The sequence below is a fragment of the Alteribacter salitolerans genome (assembly GCF_016901055.1).
Lineage (GTDB): Bacteria > Bacillota > Bacilli > Bacillales > Salisediminibacteriaceae > Alteribacter > Alteribacter keqinensis.
The window spans coordinates 513,296-533,171 of sequence record NZ_JAFEUX010000003.1; the positions used below are offsets into that span (position 1 = coordinate 513,296).

Below are 19,876 nucleotides of genomic sequence, written 5' to 3' on the forward strand. Positions count from 1 at the left end.
GGAGGCTTTCAATGAAAAGGTTTATTGCTGCGCTTACGGTTACTGCTATGGTCACATTTGGTACTTTTGGAGGGACAGGTTTTGCCCAGCCGGTGGAAGGGTACAAAAATGCCGGCTATGAAGCGGCTTTTGATCAGAGGGTCATTAACAGAATTAACGTAGACTATATCTATAACAATATCGATTACCTGCAACAAACACCGCGGGTGGCTGCCTCTGAAGAAGAATATGCGGCTGTTCAGTATATTAAGAGTGAGTTTGAGTCTTACGGATATGCTGCTGACGTTCAAGCGTTTGAGTTTATGGGCTTTACTGCTCCTCACACAGTAGAGTTGACTGTGAACGGCGATAGTTTGAGCCCTCTGCCATTTACATATACTCCGAGTGGAGAAGTCACGGGAGAGTTGGAATATGCAGGTTTAGGAAGAGTGGGAGATTTTGACGGGAAAAATCTAGAAGGGAAAATCGCTCTTATTCAACGGGGGGAGATTTCTTTTGGTGATAAGGTCTTTAACGCATCCCGTGCAGGAGCGAAAGGGGTTATTATTTTTAACAACACTGCCGGTAATTTGAACGGTACTCTCGGAGCGGCAAACGATGAATTCGTTCCTGCAGTATCCATAACTCAGGATCGTGGGAATGCCCTGGTTGAACAATTAAACCAAGGAGAAACAGTTACTGCTTCTTTAACTGTACTCGGTGCTGAATCAGGCATGCGTACATCCCATAATGTGATTGCATCCAAAAAGCCCACAAACAAAAACAAAGATAACGGGAAAGTGATTACGGTCACATCCCATCACGATTCGGTCCCGGGTGCACCAGGAGCAAATGACAATGCTTCAGGAACAGCCATGGTCCTTGAGTTGGCCCGTGTGATGAAAAACATGCCAACGGACACAGAACTCCGTTTTATCACATTTGGAGCAGAGGAGCTCGGGCTTATTGGTTCCAGACATTATGTGAACACACTTCCTGCTGACGAGCTTGAGCGTATTGAGGCCAACTTCAATCTGGATATGGTAGGCAGCCGCGATGCCGGAGACTTAGTCATGAGAACGGTTAATGGCCAGGCAAACCTTGTGACAGACCTGGCGCAGGCATCGAGCCTCCGCTTAAACGGGGAGCCGACACCGTTTGCCCAAGGGGGAAGCAGTGACCATGTGCCGTTTGGCGAAAGAGGAATTCCAGCAGCCCTGTTCATACATTCTCCACTTGAGCCGTGGTACCACACACCAGAAGATACGATCGATAAAATCAGTAAAGAAAAATTACAGGATGTAGCCCAGATTGTAGGAACCGCGGTTTATGACTATGCAAGCTTCGATAACCAGGGACCTAAGCCTAAGAAGCAGAAGAAACAGGATCTGCCGGCAGATATGTATTACGAAGAGAGTATCCGATAATGTTGAGTGCCAGGCACTGCGTGCGCAATTTCACACAGTGCCTGGCATTTTTTTGTTCCATTCACCACGTGCTGCTTTTCACACAGTGTCAGGCACCGTACTATTGTGGGATAAGCCGGAATAAACATCTGTAAGGACTTTTGGAGGGAGTTTTCGGCATGCGCAGGAGACGTTCATCTGTCACACCATTTTTGCTTGCATCCTTCGTACTTGTTGCAGGCGTTATTCTTCTGTTTACGTTAATACCATCTGACGCGAGACAGGCGGAAAAAGCAGTGGAACTTTTTTACACACTCGAACAAGAAGGAAAGTTCGCATCTTCCTGGGAACTTCTTCATTCCAGCATGCACAACCGGTTTTCAAGGGAGAATTACATTCAGGACCGCTCTCATGTATTTATTAATCATTTTGGAGCTGATTCCTTTCGTTTTATATTAACCAAGCCTAAAAAAGTGGAGGATTGGAAAAAGCATGAAGAAGCAGAAGTAATGGATGTCTACCATCTTACAGCCACGAAGAAGTATCATGGAAAATACGGCTATTTTGAGTTTGTGCAGTATGTTTATGTAACAGAGGAAGAAGGGGAATGGAGAATTCTTTGGGATTATAATGAGGATAAGGGAGCTTAGTTGACTGTTCGTTCAGTTAACGAGGCTTTTTTTATGGCAATTCACTACTATTGAACTACTAATTCTCTGTGTAGATATTGAAAATAATGGGTATATCATCTTTACGACCAGAAAAATATCCATTACAATAGTACTTAATCCATAATTTGTAAAGAGGTGTATTACATAGTGAATTCAGATAATCTTATGCTCTCACAGGACGATCTCAAAGACCTGTTGTCGGAACTTTTGGAGCTGGGAAACCAGGAAAGCGCTACTACAGAAGTGCTCGTAGAAGAAATTAAAGTAAGGTTAATAGAAAGATAGCCCACACAGATGTGTGGGTGTTTTTTTGCTGTTCCTCCCTCTTTCCAAACAAAAAAAGCTGGGACATAAAGAATGTGTTTATCTCAAAATCCGAACAATGCCCTTGTGTAGCGGATGAAATATACGTAGACTCCTGCGGGAGGAAAGGAAGCCACTGAAAAAGTACAAAACAACTTTTTCAGTGCCTTCTGAAAAGCAAAGGTGAGACCCCGGAGTGCGATAGCACACGGAGGCTCACCAGCTTCCTGCGGAAAGCGGAGTATATTTCAGGAGCGGTTTTATTGCACCGCATATTGTTCGTTCGGGTTTTCATTCAACTAAAACACTTTTCTCCCGCCCTCTTTTAATCTTTAGAATCCCAACTCCCATTCCTTCTCGGGTCGCTGGCTCCATAGATTTTATTGTTTTCGTGATCAATGACTAATCCTTGGACATTTCCAAAATTGGTTGTGCTGTCGGTATTGTTGATGTTGATGCCGCGTTTTTCCGGGTCTTCTAAAAAGATATAATCGCCTTCTACATGAAGGGCATTCTCATTAAACTCGAGGAATGACCGCGGTTGTTCGACCGATTCTTGCACTGGTTCATTGAATTTAATCATCTTCACAAGTTCCTGGGTGACCATTGAGGTAATGCGCCGGCCTCCAGAAGCCCCTATGCCTATTACCGGTTTGCCATTTTTAGCTAGAATCGTCGGTGTTGTATAGCTGAACGGTCGTTTTCCGGGTTCAGGACTATTCGGTGAGTTTTCATTGTTACTGAAGTTTTTCAGTTGGTTGTTGAGAAAAAATCCGTCCACATATATCCCCGATCCAAAGGACTTACTCAAAGTGTTTGTCACGGATACCATCATGCCATCTTGATCGACTACAACGAAATGTGTGGTATTCTCATGGTCTTCAAGGTCTGCATCTGAATCAAGCTCTGCCAGGTATTCATCCGAGAGCTTCGTACCATCACCAATGTCCGAAGTGAGATTTCTCAGATTATCCTCAGAAAGCATCTTTTTCACAGGCACCTTATTAAATTCTGGGTCACCTACATTCTCTAAGCGATCCTTGTAGCTGGCTCTGTTGATCATCCCCATGAGCATCGTAAAGTCCAACGGCTTCTTCTTCGTCTCCTCAGCTTTCAGCATTTCAGCCATTTTTAGATTTTGAAGAAGCATAATTCCGCCGGATGGAGGGGGCGGCGCTAAAACATCATAGTCACCAAACTCCCCTTCGATAGGCTTTTTGACTTCTACTTTATAAGACTCCAGGTCATCCTTGTCAATTTTTGATTCTTTCTCATTGATTGATTCAGAAATGTCTCCTGAATAGAACGCACTTGGACCATCCTGCTGTATCCTCGTTAAAGTATCCGCAAGCTGCTTCTGTATCAAAATTTCGCCTGCTTCAATCGGATCACCATCTGGATACATATGGCCCAGATTCGGCATACGGTTTTTTGCTTCCTCTAAATGCTGGTGCATCGTTTCGGAGACAACGATACCGTTTTTAGCAAAATAAATCGATGGTTCAATAAGCTGTTCCATTTTCATTGTGCCGAAGTCATCATGGACACGATTCATCCCTGCCACAAAGCCGGGCACTCCTGTTCCGCTTTCAGGAACGCTTTTTGAGCTGGGTGCTGTCTCTCTGTAATCGTAAACGACAGGGGAATGATCGCTGCCTTTTTGAGGGTGGATAAGCATCGTTCCTCCCCCGCCAATCCCTGATCCATGCGGCTCTGCAACGCCCAGTGCATAACTTACGGCAACGGCCGCATCAACGGCATTGCCGCCCTGTTCCAACACCTTCATTCCTACTTCCGTCGCAATTTCACTATCCGATGTCACACCATATGAGCCATCTTCTTTATCCGTTTTTGTATCATTTAATGAAAAGTCTTCTGACTGACGGTGGTTTATCTCATCAGTATTCTGCAAAAACAGGACCAGAAGTATGAATAGGGTGACAATTAAGCTGCTGATGATAATGATACGGTTTCTTTTTATCATTTTCCTACACCATGCCGATTACAAATAGAATCACCATAACCGTAATGCCGATGGTGGCATCTTTCATTGTCCTTTTTTTATGTAATTTGATCGTTTTCAACATCCATTCGCTCAGGGTCAATCTAGATTCTTTCTTAGATGCTTTATTTTGTTTTTTATCATTTAATGCTGTATCCATTATTAAATTCCTCCTCCAATAAAGTTTGATAGAGTTACTGCGCCAAAGGTGACAGCACTTTACCCATTCCATAGCCCAAATGTTTAATGTGGATGCCGGATAATTCGCAGAGAATACGTTGACTAAGAAGCTCGGATTGCTTTCATCCCCAACCATGACGATTGGTGATGTCGTTTGACGTATCCGAAGATAATAACCTTCTATTCACTGATCGTCAACTTTGTGGGGATGAATTTATTGCACTACTTGAGAAAGTTAATTTGCAGACTAATATGGGTACGTTTAAAAAAACCTGCAAAACGAAGTCAAAGAGCATATTCTCATATTTAATAAGAAGAATCAAATATCAGTGAGTGCAGGAAATAAATATATTACTAGAAATGGGGGAATGGACTTGGGAGAATAGTTCTTTATTTCCGTTAACATTTCAGTGATTCAAATGAATGGAAAATAGAGCCGATGCTTTTAATAAAATTCATGAATAAAGCGAAATGGGTGTTGGCATATTTTCAGATGATTTTGGTACGGGTTATTCGTCGTGGCAGATGATTAGAAAATTAGCTGAACAGTCGACAAAATTCACAAAAGAATTAAAGAATAACTCCAAGTCTGCTGTCGATGTGATGGAAAGAGTATCTAGTATTTTAGAAGAACAAGAAATGAGTGTAAAAAAGAGTCAGGAAAGTTATTTGATCATCAACGAAGCAATGAAAAACATTAACTTAATTAAACGTTTGAATAACTTTATCAAAATAGACACATAGTTTACAGATCCAACACAATATTTCATACTTTGGAAAAAACTGCTGATCACTTCAGACTTTAGATGTATAATAAACATTATTAAGCAGCTAAAGGAGTCACATTTATGAAGAAGGCCGTTTTTGCATTTATTATCTTTTTATCAATAGGTACAGTTCTATTCGGCAAGCTCCATTACGATCAGAAATTACAGAACATCTCGGTAGAGGCTTCCGAGTCTATGGTTTCAGAAGAAGCAAGTGATGAAGAAGATGATTCACATGCTGAAAGTAAAGATAACGTTAAAAGTGATGAGGACCAACTTGATATGGAATCCCTTGTAACGCCGCTCCCGAAGGAATTAGGTAAAATGCTGATTACTGCTCATGCCGGCAATACAAAACTATCCTTTGTAAGTGTCGGTTCAGGGGCAATTACAGACTATCATGACGAGGGGATCTCACCTTGGACAGATACAGTTGCTTCTGAATTAAATGACTATTATGGTGACCTTTTTGATTTTCACGTTTCTTCCTATGGAGATATGCACAGCCTGAACTTTATTATTAATGACCATCATAAAGAAGTTGCCTCACTTGAAGGAGACATTTATTTAATAGAGCCGTTAATGGGGAATAACCTTTACCGTGTTGGAACGGATGAAGCCATCATCCATCTCCGTAATTTAATAGGTGAAATTAAAGAACGAAATCCCCACAGTTATATTATTCTCCAGCCCTCTCAACCAATTCCGAATGCAGCAAATTTGCAGGATCATATGGCCGAAATCCGGTTGTACGCTAAGGAAGCATCCATTCCTTATATAAACCACTGGCAGGATTGGCCCTCATATAATGACGAAGAGCTCATGCAGTACATAGCGGAACATGGGTATCCAAATGAAGAGGGACATCAATTATGGGCCGAGAGCATTTTGAGTTGGTTCAAAGATGAATAACTGTAGGCGTATATGAAAATCTTGTTTTTCTGTTTTTTCGACTTCTAGGCCGGGTACTATTGCCAGTCTTCACAAAGTTGATGCAAGTAGAATATAAACCAAACCTTTCCATATCCTAAGAAACTATTATCTTTTTTTACTTAACTCTTTTGAATTTTTACATCTATGAGTAGTTACATAATACAATTAAATTTATTGTATATTTGAAAACAATTTTTCAGGGTGGTATTGTATAACTCAGTTGCAAAATTTGTTGAAAGAGGGCTTTAATTAAAGATTGCTTTAGAAAAGAGGGTGTTTACCTATGTATATCGGTTATCTACGGAATAAAAGCAAACCACAGAAGTTTGCAAGATTATTAGCTAGGACTACTCAGTCATATGGAAATGAATTGGTACATTTTCACCCGGAGGATATAAATATTGAAAAAAGGTTAATAAATGGCCAAGTATTTGAAAATAACCGTTGGCTAACTAAAGAGGTACCTATCCCAAAATTTATTGATATATCAACTTATTGTTTTAAACACAGAAACATTGTCGATTTCCTAAAAGAACAGAGCATACTATCAATAGAACGACGACTAGGTTCCAAGGATGTTGTAAATGAAAAGATTATTGAAGATGGAGAATTTGCTGATTACATTATTCCTTCATCAAATTGTAATGATTTAAATCAATTTTATAGCTTTGTTTATCACCATAAAGAAATTATCATAAAGCCTAAAAATGGTCAAAGAGGTAAGGGCATATTCAAAGTTTCCCTAAATGGGACCGGATACTTATTAAATTACGACCAGGAAGAAGAGTTCCTAAACAAAGAAGAATTAGCTGATTTTTATAGTAAAAAAATAAAAAGAGGTCGGTACATTTTTCAAAAGTGTATCCAATCTTATACTAAAGAAGGAAGCCCGTTTGATTGCCGGATAAGGTTGGAAAAAAACGGTAAAGGTGTTTGGGAAGTAGTTATTTATCTTGTTAGAATTGGTAGTGGGCATAAGGTAGTTTCAAATATTTCACAAGGAGGGAGTGTAAGTAAGCTTATCCCTTTCTTAAAGGCTAATTATGATGACAAGTGGGAACAAATATATATAGATATTAAAGCAATAGCAAATAGACTGCCAGTGAAGTTGGAGGAAATTTTTCAGACTCGGTTAACTGCTTTGGGGTTGGATATTGGTATTGATAAAGATGGTACTATATACCTTTTTGAAACTAATACTACCCCTGGTTCTGAGTTTGCAATGGGAGAACTGGCATTGCTTAAGTCGGCTCACTACAATTATATCTTAAATAACATACAGTAAGATGTATTCTATTCTGTTATTTCAAGAAGGTCATCCTTAAGGATGATCTTTTCTTATTTTCAGGGTCATAGCTTTGCTAATGCTAGTAAATAACAGTCAAAGTTTGTGCTTTGACTATGTTATAATTTGATATTGTTAACATAGTGAACTGTATACTTAATAGTTAGATAGAGAGGCTGTCGTAAAAAGATGAAAAAAATAAAAATCTTGTTCTTTATATACCAAATGGGAGCTGGTGGAGCTGCCAGAACCTTGCTTAATATTATTAATAACCTCGATCGTACTAAATTTGAACCTGTACTTGTGACCTTAAACTTTAACGGATCTTACGAAGGTGAGTTAAAGAGTGATGTAAAGTTCATTAAACTGGATACCAAGAGGCTTAGTAGATCTGTATTTAAATTGGCAAATATAATAAGGAAAGAAAAAATCAACCTTGTATTCAGCACAATACCGAGAGTGAATACCATTGCAGTCCTTGCGACCCGTCTTTCCTTTACAAAAGCAAGATGTATTGTGAGAGAAGCAGATAATTTAAGCGGCGGTTTTTTTACAAAGGTTCAATTAGTAGCCTTTGGATTCGTGTATAAGTGTGCAAACCAGGTTGTATCCTTGTCTGAAGGAGTAAAACAAAATCTTGTAAATCAATATAAACTTAAAGCCAGTGACATTAAAGTAGTTTATAATCCCATAGATATCCCCGCAATTAACGAGAAAATAAAGACGGGTAAAATGCCTGATTCTCACGAGGCTTTATATGATCCTGAGGAAAAAATCCTTATTACTGCAGGCAGGCTTGTTGAACAAAAAGACCAGATAACATTATTACGGGCATTTTCAAACGTTGTTGAATCGATACCAAGCAGGTTGATTATCCTTGGTGAAGGACCGTTGGAAAAGCCTTTGCAAGCAATGGCCAAAGAATTAGGTATTAAGGATAAAGTGCACTTCATAGGTTTTCAAAGTAATCCGTATCAATATTTTCACAAATCTGACCTGTTTGTGTTGTCATCGTTACATGAGGGCTTTAGTCATGTTATAGCAGAGGCATTGGCATGCGCTGCTCCTGTTGTTTCTACCAATTGTAAATCAGGTCCGGAAGAGGTACTTGATAAAGGAAAGTATGGTTATTTATGCGAAGTCGGTGATGCTGAAGAGATGGCATCCCATATAGTGAAAATACTAAGAAAAGACCAGCAAGATTTAAAGAAGATAAAGGAAAAAGGTATGATGCGAGCGGCAGATTTTGATGCTCGTAAAATTGTAAAGACATACGAACAAGTCTTTATAGAAACCCTTTCAAAATAATATCGACTAAATATATTAGAGGTGCAAGAAATGACGGAAACAAAAAAAGTTGTTCATATAACAACTGTTCATCATCCGTTAGATCCGAGGATCTACTACAAACAATGTATGTCCCTGCGTGACGCTGGGTACGAGGTAACTCTTATCGCCCCTTATTCAGAAGACCTCACTCATGAGAATTCTGTACCTGTTAAAACATTTAAAAAACATACTAACCGGTTTGTGAGCATGTTGGTGTCTCCACTTAAGGCTTACAAATTGGCTAAAAGCTTCAAAGCGGATTATTATCATTTTCACGACCCTGAATTACTTCCGGTTGGCTGGTTGCTTAAGAAAAGAAATAACATTGTCATATATGACATTCACGAAGACTATGAAACAGGGATTGTACAGCGGAATTATCTTAACAAACCGATGAGATGGTTGCTAAGCAAGGTATATAAAGGTGTGGAAAAAACTTTGGCGCATTCTATGGAGTTGTGCCTTGCAGAGAAATACTATCAAGAGAAGTACCAGCGTGGAACATGCATTCTTAATTATCCATTGCTGAATAAGCAGCTTCTTTCTTCCAACATTAATCCTGTGGAAGACAAGCTCATCTATACAGGTAACGTAAGAGAAGACCGTGGGGCTCTCATTCATGCTTCTGTCCCTGACATTGACTCTCGCGTTACCGTACATTTCTACGGCCAGTGCTCAGAATCTTTATCTCGTAAAATGGAACAAAACACAAAAGGAGAGCGGATTTTCATTAAAGGTGTAGAGAAATATATTCCTAAAAATGAAATCGATAATGCCTATTTGGAATGTAACTGGCTTGCGGGACTGGCTATTTTTCCTCCTTCAGAGCATTTTAAAAAGAAGGAACTGACCAAGTTTTTTGAATACATGACTTCAGGATTACCCATCATCTGTTCAAACTTTCCGGTATGGAAAGAATTTATTGATAAGTATGAATGTGGTATTACTGTAGATCCATACAACAAAAAAGATATCAAAAATGCGATCCGGTTCTTGCGTGAAAACCCGGCAAAGGCTAAATTGATGGGTGAGAAGGGAAGGAAAGCTGTACTCGATGAGTTGAACTGGAGAGTTGAAGAGCGTAAGTTAATCAACTGGTATAAAAACTTAGAGGTAAACCAATAAGGGGTGGCAGTATGACTAGTGACAAATTGGAAGTAGCACCGCTTGTGTCTGTCATCACTCCCGCCTATAATGCTGAACGATTTATTGCACAAACGATTGAATCCGTAATAAATCAGAGTTTTCATGATTGGGAAATGATTATTGTAGATGATTGTTCAACTGACCGAACAATAAGTATCATCAAAGATTTCGCTAATCGTGATAGACGCATTCAAGCTATTCAACTTTCTGATAACAGCGGGGCAGCCATAGCGAGAAACGAAGCTATAAACAAAAGCAGAGGTCGGTATTTAGCTTTCCTTGACAGTGATGATCAATGGCTTCCCGAGAAACTCGAGAAACAACTGGGTTTCATGAAAGAAAAAGGTGCAGCGTTTTCGTTTACGGATTATATTTTCATTGATGAAACTGGTAAAGAGACAGGTGCAGTAACCGAGGTGCCAGAGTGTGTTTCATATAAAGACTTGTTAAAAGAAAACATGATTGGTTGCCTGACTGTTATGATTGACAGAGAAAAAACCGGATACGTAAAAATGATTGATATTCGGACCAGGCAAGATTATGTATTGTGGCTTGAATTATGCAAACGTGGCTTTAACGCCCTGGGACTTCAAGAACCTTTGTCTAAATATAGAGTAGTTGAAGGTTCTGTTTCCAGTAATAAGATGAAAATGGCAAAGCAAAACTGGAAAGTTTACAGGGAAATTGAGAAGTTGAATCTCGTTAAAAGCATATGGTATTTCTTGAATTATCTTTATTTTAAAGTGAGGAAATACTCCGCTCTATAATTTAGATTGGATTTTGTAGTATTGAACAATAGGATTGGCGGTGTAGGGCTAAGGTTATGAATAAATACTTAGAAGAGTTATTGAAGCGTAAAGATCTCTTAATGTATCTTGTGAAATCCGGGTTAAAAGCAGAAAATCGAAATAGCTATTTAGGGTATTTTTGGTGGCTTCTCGATCCTCTGCTTAATGTGCTCGTTTATTTTTTCTTAATTGCTATTGTATTGGATCGTGGTGGTGATGATAAAGCTCAATTTGCCGTTTTCCTTGTAATTGGCCTTGTGGCTTGGCGTTGGATGAATACAACGGTTAATACCTCAGCTAAATCCATTATTAAATATACCTCGATCATAAATCAGGTTTACTTGCCTAAATCTATTTTCCCTTTATCGATGACGTTTACCCAAGGTGTTAATTTCGTATTTGGGTTAGTAGTTGTAGCGATCTTTCTCGCTGTATTCGGCGTAGTTCCTGGATGGCAGGTTGTTTACTTGCCAATCATAATTTTGGTGCAGTTGTTGTTTCTTTTAGCAATCAGTTTAGCTGTAGCGTACGTTTGTGTTTTTATCAGAGATATCGATAACATCCTTTCTCATGTACTTAGAGTGTTCTTTTATGCTTCTCCTATTATCTGGGAAGGGGGGAGGTTGCCTGCAGAGTATGCATGGATTGTAGCTATAAATCCAGTAGCTATTATCGTTGACTCTTACAGGGCTGTCCTCATGTACCAAACCGATCCGCAATTCGGAGGATTATTTGTTATTGCAGTGTCTTCTGCTCTTATCATTTGCGCATTGGTTTATCACTACAGTAAAAATGAACACAAGATTATTAAAGCTTTATAAAATGAGGGAATGTTATGTCTTTAAAAAACAGTATGGTTGACCAACTGGCGGATGAACATAAAGAAGTTGTTTTGCGAGCTCAAGATCTAGGAGTGTCCTTTAATTCAGGTTTCCGCAAAGATGACTATAAGTCCCATGTGATTGATTTTTTTAGTAAGGATAAAGACAAAACAAAGTCATCTAACAAGACGGTATGGCCACTTAAAAATATTAGTTTCGAAGGTTATAAAGGGGAAATTTTAGGCATTATCGGTTCAAATGGAGCGGGAAAAACTACCCTATGTAAGCTTTTGTCCGGTATTCTTAAACCTGATGAAGGAAGTGTCACAGCGGACGGGCGAGTATCCGCTTTGTTCTCGCTGGGTATGGGATTCAATAAAGAGTTGACAGGCAGAGAAAACATTTATTTAAACGGTATGATGATTGGTATTGAAAAGGAAAAGATCACTCAATCAATTGAAGATATTCATGAATTTTCAGGTTTGGGGGATTTTATTGACAGACCAATGAAGACTTATTCCAGTGGCATGAAAGCGAGACTGGGCTTTAGTGTAGCTGCTTTTCTTGAGCCGGAAATCTTAATACTTGATGAAGCATTGAATACCGGAGACGCTGCATTTGGTCGTAGAGCAGCAGAGAAAATGAAAGAGCTGGTGTCGAAAGCGAAGATGGTTATTCTGGTAACCCACAGCCTTCGTTATGCCAGGAAAAATTGCGATCGCCTTATTTGGCTGGACAACGGGTCAATTAAAGATATAGGGGAGCCAAAGGATATATTAAAAAAATATAAAGCAACCATTCCTCCGCCAAAGAGGAGGATGAATAAAAAGCTCGAGCTTAAAAAGACCGAGGCTCACCTCAAAGATAGCACTGTTATTAACGCGAAAAATGTGAGCATCTCATTTAAACATAAGAAAGAAACACACTGGGCTTTAAAGGACGTTAATTTCAATATTAAGCAAGGGGAAGTAGTGGGAATTATAGGACATAACGGGGCTGGTAAAAGCACCCTTTGCAAAGTGCTTACCAATATTCTGGCTCCTGACGGAGGATCCATCAAAATCAATGGAGAAACGTCATCCCTATTAGGCTACGGAACGGGATTTAATGACCAGTTGACGGGAAGGGATAATATTTATCTAAACGGAATGTTACTGGGTATACCTAAACAAAGGGTAGAAGGTGACAGCCCCAAAATCATTGCGTTTTCAGAGTTGGAAAAGTCAATTGATAAACCGGTGAAAGGGTACTCAAGTGGTATGAGGGCAAGGCTGGGATTCAGTATTGCAGCCACTCTGCAACCGGATATTTTCATTATAGACGAAGCCCTTTCTACAGGGGACGCTGCATTCAAACAGAAGGCAAGTGAAAAAATTCAGGAAATGATGGAGAATGCAAAAGCGGTCATTATTGTTTCTCATAGCATGAAGTTTGTGGAAACTGTCTGTACCCGAGCCATTTGGATGGAAAAAGGTCAAGTGAGGGGAGACGGAGTTGCTGAAGAGGTTGTAAGTCAATATAGGGAATCCGTTCAGGCAAAGAAACAGCAGGTTAAATAGTAAAATTAAAATGAAAAATTTTGGCGGTGTTCGTATGCTTCGTATGTTTAAAAAAGGGATAACAAATAGCGTGGATTTATTGCTTTACAAAGTGTTAAGCACAAAGCAGAAACAACAAATTGCCAACCTATTCACTCAGGAACAAAAGAACAGGCTAAAGAGGATCATTAAGCCTGGTACAAACAGAAATCAAGTAAGGAAGATCGAGCGCTTGAAGTATCGTCTTTATAACCTTGGATTTACGAAAAAGGGGCTAAAAGACCTTGAAGACATTGTAAAGTCCGGTGAAGATGCTTATTTAACGAGGCTCGCTGCTTGGGAATTGGCAACCTGGCACGCTAACACCTACAGTGTGGAAGGCGCTAAAAAATGCTTAAGGTTTATAGATGTTGCTATTAAAAGCGACCGAGATAAAAGTAATTTGAGAAGAGCTGCCATCCTTAAAGCGGAAAGTTATAACCTGTTAGGTGAAAGTGGTAAAGCTAAACAGTTGATTGAACAAGCCTTGTCTTTATCTAAACACCCTGATCTGTACCTCGCTGCTGCAAGTTTGGAAGGCGATGCATCTAAAAGGATTGATTGGATTAATAAAGCTCTTGAGAAGCATGACTATACAGAGATCTTTTTAAAGGAAGGCAAAGGCAAGACACTTTACGATCGAATCGGAAGTAAAGCGGGACAAGCTGAAATTACTGCTTCTGTACAACCAAGAGTAACTGTTGTTGTGCCCGCATACAACGCTGGAGAAAGTATAAAAACGGCTATCGAATCCCTTTTAACACAAACATGGGAAAACCTTGAAGTTTTAGTGGTGGACGACTACAGCACAGACAATACAGTAGAAATCGTTCAAGAATATGTAGAAAAAGATCCACGAGTGACATTGATAAAAGGAACTGCCAATAACGGAGCTTATGTTTCCAGAAACCTTGCTTTAAAACAGGCATCGGGAGACTTTGTTACGATTAATGATGCTGACGACTGGTCTCACCCACAAAAAATTGAAGTGCAGGCCCGGCATTTAATGAAAAATCCTCAAGTAATAGGTAACTTTTCACAACAAGCACGAGCTACAGAGGATCTGAAGTTTTATCGAAGAGGGAAGCCGGGTATTTATATTTTCAAAAACATGTCTTCTCTTATGTTTAGAAGAAAAGAAGTAATGAGTTCATTAGGTTATTGGGACTGTGTTCGCTTTGCGGGTGATTCCGAGTTTTTAAAACGATTGAAAGTTTTATTTGGAGAAAAGGCTATAGTTGAATTAAAGTCCTCTCTTCTTTCTTTCCAAAGGCAATCGGATTCCTCTTTAACTGGTCATTCTGCTTTTGGATTCCCTGGATATTTTATGGGTGTAAGGAAAGAGTATGACGAAGCAAATACCTTTTATCATCAAACGGTACCTAAAGAAAAACTCTATTATGAGTTTCCTCAAAAAAACAGACCCTTCCCAGCACCGGAGCCGATGTGGCCGAAAGGCGAAAAAAAGCAAGATGGAGCGCGCCACTTTGATGTTATCATTGCATCGGAGTTCAGGTTGCTCGGTGGAACAAACATGTCAAACATTGAAGAAATAAAGGCTCAAAAAGCGAAAGGTCTTCGAACAGGGTTAGTTCAACTGTCTCGTTATGATTTAAACTCAGTGGATGCAATGAACCCAAAAGTTCGTGAATGGATTGACGGAGATAAAGTCCAAGTTGTCTCCTATGGGGAAGAAGTAAGTTGTGATGTTTTGATTGTACGTCACCCCCCAATATTGCAGGAGTGGCAAAAGTACATTCCTACTATAGAAGCTAAGCATACACACGTCATTGTAAATCAACCACCAAAGCGAGATTATAGTGACAACGGAGAAACTCTTTATACAATTGACGCCTGTGTTGGCCACATGCAAGAATATTTCGGTTCAGCCGGAGTGTGGGCTCCTATCGGTCCGCAAATTAGAGATGCCTTATTAGTCCACCATGAAAAAGAACTGAATCAAGTCGAAGTAGATGAAGAAGATTGGGTTAATATTATTGACGTGTCGGAATGGAGAAGGTCAACATTACCAAGACAAGCATCGAGTATAAAGGTAGGGCGTCATTCGAGAGATCAATACGTAAAGTGGCCAAATGATAAGGACCAACTTTTAAAAATCTATCCTGATTCTAATAAATACGAAATTCATGTTTTGGGTGGTTGTTCCGCCCCGAAGAAAGTACTAGGTAATATTCCTTTAAATTGGAAGGTAAAAGAGTTTGGCGAGATCCACCCGAAAGATTTTTTAGCAGATCTTGATGTTTTTGTTTATTATACACATCCTGATTGGGTAGAGGCGTTTGGAAGGGTTATATTCGAAGCCATGGCTGCAGGGGTCCCTGTTATTATTCCACCTTCGTATAAAGAGTTGTTTGGAGAAGCTGCGATTTATGCAGAGCCCGATGACGTCCAAGAAAAGATAAATGAGCTTATGAAAAAGCCACAGTTGTATAACGAACAAGTGGAAAAAGCTTTTGTATATGTCAATCGTCACTTTGGATACGAGAAACATGCTTCTAGATTGGAGAGCATTTCAAATGGAAAGTTCAGGTCACGGCCGGCCAAATAGCATGCATGAAAATGAACAAAAGAATAAAGACCGGCAATGCAGGTTAGAAGAATTGAATAGTGAGATTGCTACTCTTGAAAGGGAAAATAGGTTAAATAAGAACGAGTTGAGAAGCCTTGAATCTGAATATCAGGCTATTAAGCGAAGCAGGGCCTGGTTGACTTTAAAAGGATGTAAACGAATAGCGAAGCTTTCCGTTCAACTCATGCTTCGAAGAAAGAATTTCAAACAAGTGTTTAGTTCATCCTGGAAGAAGAACAATGCTAAACAAAAGATTAAAAAAATTAAATACAAACTCTATGAATCCGGATTTTCATTAAAAGCTTTAGAAGAATTAAATACTCTTTTTAATAAAGCAGATAACAAAATATTAAGAAACGAAACAGCTTGGGAACTAGCCTTGTGGCATGCAAATCAACAAAACTTTACTGATGCGGAAAAAGCACTTCACTATCTTAATGAAATAAATAGAAACGGGATTAGACGGGAGTTCCAGAAGAAGATAGGGATTGTTGAAGCAGAGTGTTTACATCTCATTGGTAAACCATCTGAAGGAATAGATCTTTTGGAAAGCATAATGGTAAAGAATAATCACCCGGATCTGTTTCTTGCAAGGGCAAGTTTGGCATCAAACGAAGAAGAGCGTTTGAAATGGATTAACAATGCACTTACCAATTACGGGTTAAAGCAGATAAGCAAAACGGATAAAAAGGGAAGAACGTTGTATGATTCTTTAACATGTGCTGTTTCCGGAGTCAATTTACAAGGAAGTAGCGACCCTCTTGTTACAGTCATCATACCTGCTTATAATGCAGAGGGTGTTATTTCCACTTCCATAGAGAGCATACTCAAGCAAAGTTGGCGAAATATAGAAGTTATTGTGGTGGATGATTGCAGTACAGATGAAACGAAATCAATTGTAAAAGCATACTCCACAAAAGATCGAAGGATTAAATTAGTTGAAGCAAAAAAAAATGGGGGAGCTTACGCAGCAAGAAATCTTGCTATAGATCATTCTAAAGGAGATTTTATTACGATCAATGATGCAGATGATTGGTCACATCCTGAGAAGATAGCGATCCAGCTTTCTCATTTACTCGAGAACCCTTCAGTTATAGCGAATACTTCAGAACAGGCGAGAACAACAGAAGAGTTAGTATTCTATCGGCGTGGAAAGCCGGGAAACTATATTTTTGCAAACATGTCTTCCCTTTTATTCCGACGGGAACCCGTATTAAAAGAATTAGGGTATTGGGATACTGTCCGCTTTGGTGCAGATGGTGAATTTAAGCGTCGATTAAAGCTTATATTTGGCGATAATGCTGTTGTTGATTTAAAAACAGGACCTTTATCATTTCAAAGACAAACGGAAGGGTCTCTTACAGGAAATGATGTTTTTGGCTTTCACGGATACTTTATGGGGGCAAGGAAGGAGTATTTTCACAGTTATTCTAACTACCATCAATCCGGCAAGTCACTTTACTATGACTTTCCTTTAAATATACGTCCTTACCCTGTTCCTGATTCTATGAAAGTGAAAAGAGAAACAAGAGAGAGAAGGCGTCATTTAGATGTTGTTATTGCATCTGAGTTTCGTTTAATGGGCGGGACGAACATGTCCAATGTTGAGGAGATTAAAGCTCAGAAAAGAGAAGGTCTTCGTACAGGTTTAATTCAAATGAATCGTTACGATTTTACTTCCAGAAAAGAAACAAATCCTGCTATTAGGGAACTAATCGACGGTGACCAAGTGCAAATGTTGGTATACGGTGAGAAAGTAAGTTGCGATGTTCTTATTATCCGCCATCCTCCTGTTCTTGAGGAGTGGCAACGATATCTCCCTGATGTTGAAGCGAAATCCATCAAGGTAATTGTGAACCAGCCTCCTAAAAGAGAATATAGCAAAGGTGGGGGGACGCTTTACCGAATTGAAAAGTGTGCAAAGAACCTGGAGAAATATTTCCGCAAGCCGGCCACTTGGTATCCAATCGGTCCACTAGTCCGTGAAACACTGTACAAATACCATCATAAAGAATTAAAGTCGATCTCACTATCAGACGAGGATTGGGTGAATATTATTGATGTAGAGGAATGGCAAAGGACAACCCGTCCCTCTCATTCAAACACGATAAAAATCGGCAGACATTCCCGTGATCAATATGTAAAATGGCCTTCCAGCAAAGAAGAAATTTTGAAGGTTTATCCGGAAGAAGATCCATATGAGGTCTTTATACTTGGGGGAGCCAATGCTCCAAAAAAGGTGATGGGAGAACTTCCGACTAATTGGCGTGTAATGGAGTTTGGTCACGTTCATCCGAGGCACTTTCTAAAAAATCTCGATGTATTTGTTTATTATACACATCCGGATTGGGTGGAAGCATTCGGAAGAGTCATCTTCGAAGCCATGGCTGCCGGAGTCCCTGTTATCATTCCGCCACAGTATAAAGAACTCTTCGGTGATGCGGCTATTTATTCAAGTCCTGAAGGGGTCAGAGAAGAGATTGACCGGCTGATGAATGATGATCGTTATTACAAAAAACAAGTAGAAAAAGCAAAAACATTCGTCGATCTTCACTTTGGATACACGAAGCATCTAAAAAGAATTTCTTTTAAACCTGAATAAAGGGGGGTGGTCAGATGGAAGAAACACAGAAAAATAAAAAAGATGACCTGTATGTGGAAAATGAACGAGAAGCGGAGCTTGTGGAGGAATTATTTGAAAAAGAATCACAATTGCAAACACTACACGTTCAATCAAAGCAGATAAATAAAAGAAAAGCTCAAATTGAAAACAGCAGGTTATGGAAATTGATAAAGCCTTTGAGATACTTAAAGCATAAATTAGGCTCCCCTTTCAATCGTAACCGCAAAGATGAGGCTTTTGATTGTTTAAAAAAGGAAAATGAAGAGCTTGTTCAGGAAATAAAAGAAACTAAACAAATCCTTCACAAACAAAATGTACAAATAATGTCCTTAAAAGCAGATCAAACTCCCTTTGATCGTGACCACCTCAAGGACCAGCTTAAAAGAGCAAAAAAAGATGGTTCAGTCATTGATTATATTGAAGAGTTAAGTAGGTTAAAACAATGCAGGGATTACGAGTTTGTTTCTCTCCTTCACTATGCAGGACGACTGTTCAGGAGAGATTTATCAGACTATAAAAGTGTAGCTTACCAGAAGATTCTTACTGGTCTGAATAGCTGTGAAACACCTGAATACATCGTTCGCCATGGGGAGAACAACGGGGACTTTTCACTATCCTCCGTTTCGTCTTTTCGTCAAGGATTAACAGTAAGGGCGAGAAAAAGGCAACTAGATCTGCTACCAGAAGGCTTTTTGGACGATAAAGTGACAGCTTTCGAATTTTTAGACCACTTAGGATTGAAAAGACCATGGGTGTCTAAAGCTTACGATCGTTTACACCTACCCGAAAAAACAGGGGTGGTAATTAAACCTGTTAAAGGGGCAGGTTCTAGAGGTGTTTATCTAGTCTTAAATAATGACAGCATTCGTGATATCAAAAGAGGTCGCACACTCGGAAGCCAGGAGCAGCTTCGTGAGAGTATGGAAGAAGACCTCAAATTAAAATGGGTTTCAGAAGACCGGTGGGTTTTGGAGGAACTTATTTTAGAGGATGCATCAAATACTACCCCTGCAAGAGATCTTAAGTTTTATACGTTTTATGGAGAAGTTGCCCTCGTTTTAGAAGTAGTAAGATCTCCGGAACTGAAGTATTGCTGGTGGCTGCCTGATGGAAAACGCATCGAGACAGGTAAATATAGTCATGAATTATTTATTGGAAAAGGCTTTAGAGAAAAGGACATAATAGTGGCCTCTGAATTGAGCAAGAAAATTCCTTCACCTTTTGTAAGAATTGATTTTCTTGCTACTAACGATGGCTTGGTTTTTGGAGAATTCACTCCAAAACCTGGGAATTATGAAGAATTTAATGAGGCAATAGATCAAAACCTGGGAGAGGCTATGTTGCGAGCTGAAAATCGTTTGTTTTATGATCTATTAAATGGTAAGAAATTCGACTATTTCCTAAAGAAATTGACATAAATGGATAGGTCAAATAGACTGATTGCAGTAAGCTTAATACAATACAAGAAATTATTCA

General features: G+C 39.4%; 16 protein-coding genes. 14 read left to right on the forward strand and 2 right to left on the reverse strand.

Features of this window, described 5'->3' with window-relative positions; all coding sequences use genetic code 11:
- Positions 1–11: 11 nt before the first annotated feature.
- The 3 genes from JSY36_RS08525 (at position 12) to JSY36_RS08535 (ending at position 2,341) form a co-directional block, all read left to right on the forward strand.
- Positions 12–1,406 carry a DUF4910 domain-containing protein gene (locus tag JSY36_RS08525; RefSeq protein WP_205166038.1) on the forward strand — a complete coding sequence of 465 codons (1,395 nt, stop codon included), beginning with the start codon at positions 12–14 and terminating at the stop codon, positions 1,404–1,406.
- A 158-nt stretch (positions 1,407–1,564) separates the two neighbouring features.
- Complete coding sequence (locus tag JSY36_RS08530) at positions 1,565–2,035, forward strand: hypothetical protein (RefSeq protein WP_205166039.1); 471 nt, start codon at positions 1,565–1,567, stop codon at positions 2,033–2,035.
- A gap of 168 nt (positions 2,036–2,203) precedes the next feature.
- Positions 2,204–2,341 carry a hypothetical protein gene (locus tag JSY36_RS08535; protein ID WP_205166040.1) on the forward strand — a complete coding sequence of 46 codons (138 nt, stop codon included), beginning with the start codon at positions 2,204–2,206 and terminating at the stop codon, positions 2,339–2,341.
- 343 nt (positions 2,342–2,684) lie between these two features.
- Here JSY36_RS08535 and ggt read toward each other — a convergent pair whose 3' ends face one another.
- Both ggt and JSY36_RS08545 read right to left on the reverse strand, forming a co-directional pair.
- On the reverse strand, positions 2,685–4,343 hold the full coding sequence (gene ggt, locus JSY36_RS08540; RefSeq protein ID WP_205166041.1) for a gamma-glutamyltransferase: 1,659 nt from the start codon (positions 4,341–4,343) through the stop codon (positions 2,685–2,687).
- A 4-nt stretch (positions 4,344–4,347) separates the two neighbouring features.
- Entirely contained in the window at positions 4,348–4,521 is a 174-nt protein-coding gene (locus JSY36_RS08545) for a hypothetical protein (RefSeq protein ID WP_183163862.1), read from the reverse strand.
- 491 nt (positions 4,522–5,012) lie between these two features.
- Here JSY36_RS08545 and JSY36_RS08550 point away from each other — a divergent pair, with 491 nt between their 5' ends.
- The 11 genes from JSY36_RS08550 (at position 5,013) to JSY36_RS08600 (ending at position 19,818) form a co-directional block, all read left to right on the forward strand.
- On the forward strand, positions 5,013–5,285 hold the full coding sequence (locus tag JSY36_RS08550) for a hypothetical protein (RefSeq protein ID WP_205166042.1): 273 nt from the start codon (positions 5,013–5,015) through the stop codon (positions 5,283–5,285).
- Positions 5,286–5,389: 104 nt separating this feature from the next.
- Positions 5,390–6,220, forward strand: coding sequence for an SGNH/GDSL hydrolase family protein (locus tag JSY36_RS08555; RefSeq protein ID WP_205166043.1), 831 nt, complete (start codon positions 5,390–5,392; stop codon positions 6,218–6,220).
- Between the two features lie 304 nt (positions 6,221–6,524).
- Complete coding sequence (locus JSY36_RS08560; protein WP_205166044.1) at positions 6,525–7,526, forward strand: YheC/YheD family protein; 1,002 nt, start codon at positions 6,525–6,527, stop codon at positions 7,524–7,526.
- A gap of 189 nt (positions 7,527–7,715) precedes the next feature.
- Positions 7,716–8,834, forward strand: coding sequence for a glycosyltransferase (locus tag JSY36_RS08565; protein WP_205166045.1), 1,119 nt, complete (start codon positions 7,716–7,718; stop codon positions 8,832–8,834).
- 30 nt (positions 8,835–8,864) lie between these two features.
- Entirely contained in the window at positions 8,865–9,980 is a 1,116-nt protein-coding gene (locus JSY36_RS08570) for a glycosyltransferase (RefSeq protein ID WP_205166046.1), read from the forward strand.
- Positions 9,981–9,991: 11 nt separating this feature from the next.
- Positions 9,992–10,768, forward strand: a complete 777-nt coding sequence (locus JSY36_RS08575) for a glycosyltransferase family 2 protein (RefSeq protein WP_205166047.1) — start codon at positions 9,992–9,994, stop codon at positions 10,766–10,768.
- Positions 10,769–10,824: 56 nt separating this feature from the next.
- Positions 10,825–11,610: an ABC transporter permease gene (locus JSY36_RS08580; protein ID WP_205166048.1), complete on the forward strand. Its 786-nt coding sequence runs from the start codon at positions 10,825–10,827 to the stop codon at positions 11,608–11,610.
- A gap of 14 nt (positions 11,611–11,624) precedes the next feature.
- Entirely contained in the window at positions 11,625–13,169 is a 1,545-nt protein-coding gene (locus JSY36_RS08585) for an ABC transporter ATP-binding protein (protein WP_205166049.1), read from the forward strand.
- A gap of 34 nt (positions 13,170–13,203) precedes the next feature.
- A complete protein-coding gene (locus JSY36_RS08590) occupies positions 13,204–15,756 on the forward strand; it encodes a glycosyltransferase (RefSeq protein ID WP_205166050.1) in 2,553 nt (850 codons plus the stop codon).
- The gene (locus JSY36_RS08595; protein WP_183163861.1) at positions 15,725–18,379 is read left to right on the forward strand and encodes a glycosyltransferase; all 2,655 of its coding nucleotides are present in this window, start codon (positions 15,725–15,727) and stop codon (positions 18,377–18,379) included. Before JSY36_RS08590 ends, JSY36_RS08595 begins: the two co-directional genes overlap by 32 nt.
- Positions 18,380–18,393: 14 nt before the next feature.
- Positions 18,394–19,818 (forward strand): ATP-grasp fold amidoligase family protein, encoded by a 1,425-nt coding sequence (locus JSY36_RS08600; RefSeq protein ID WP_122899140.1) that lies wholly within the window; start codon positions 18,394–18,396, stop codon positions 19,816–19,818.
- Positions 19,819–19,876 lie beyond the last annotated feature (58 nt).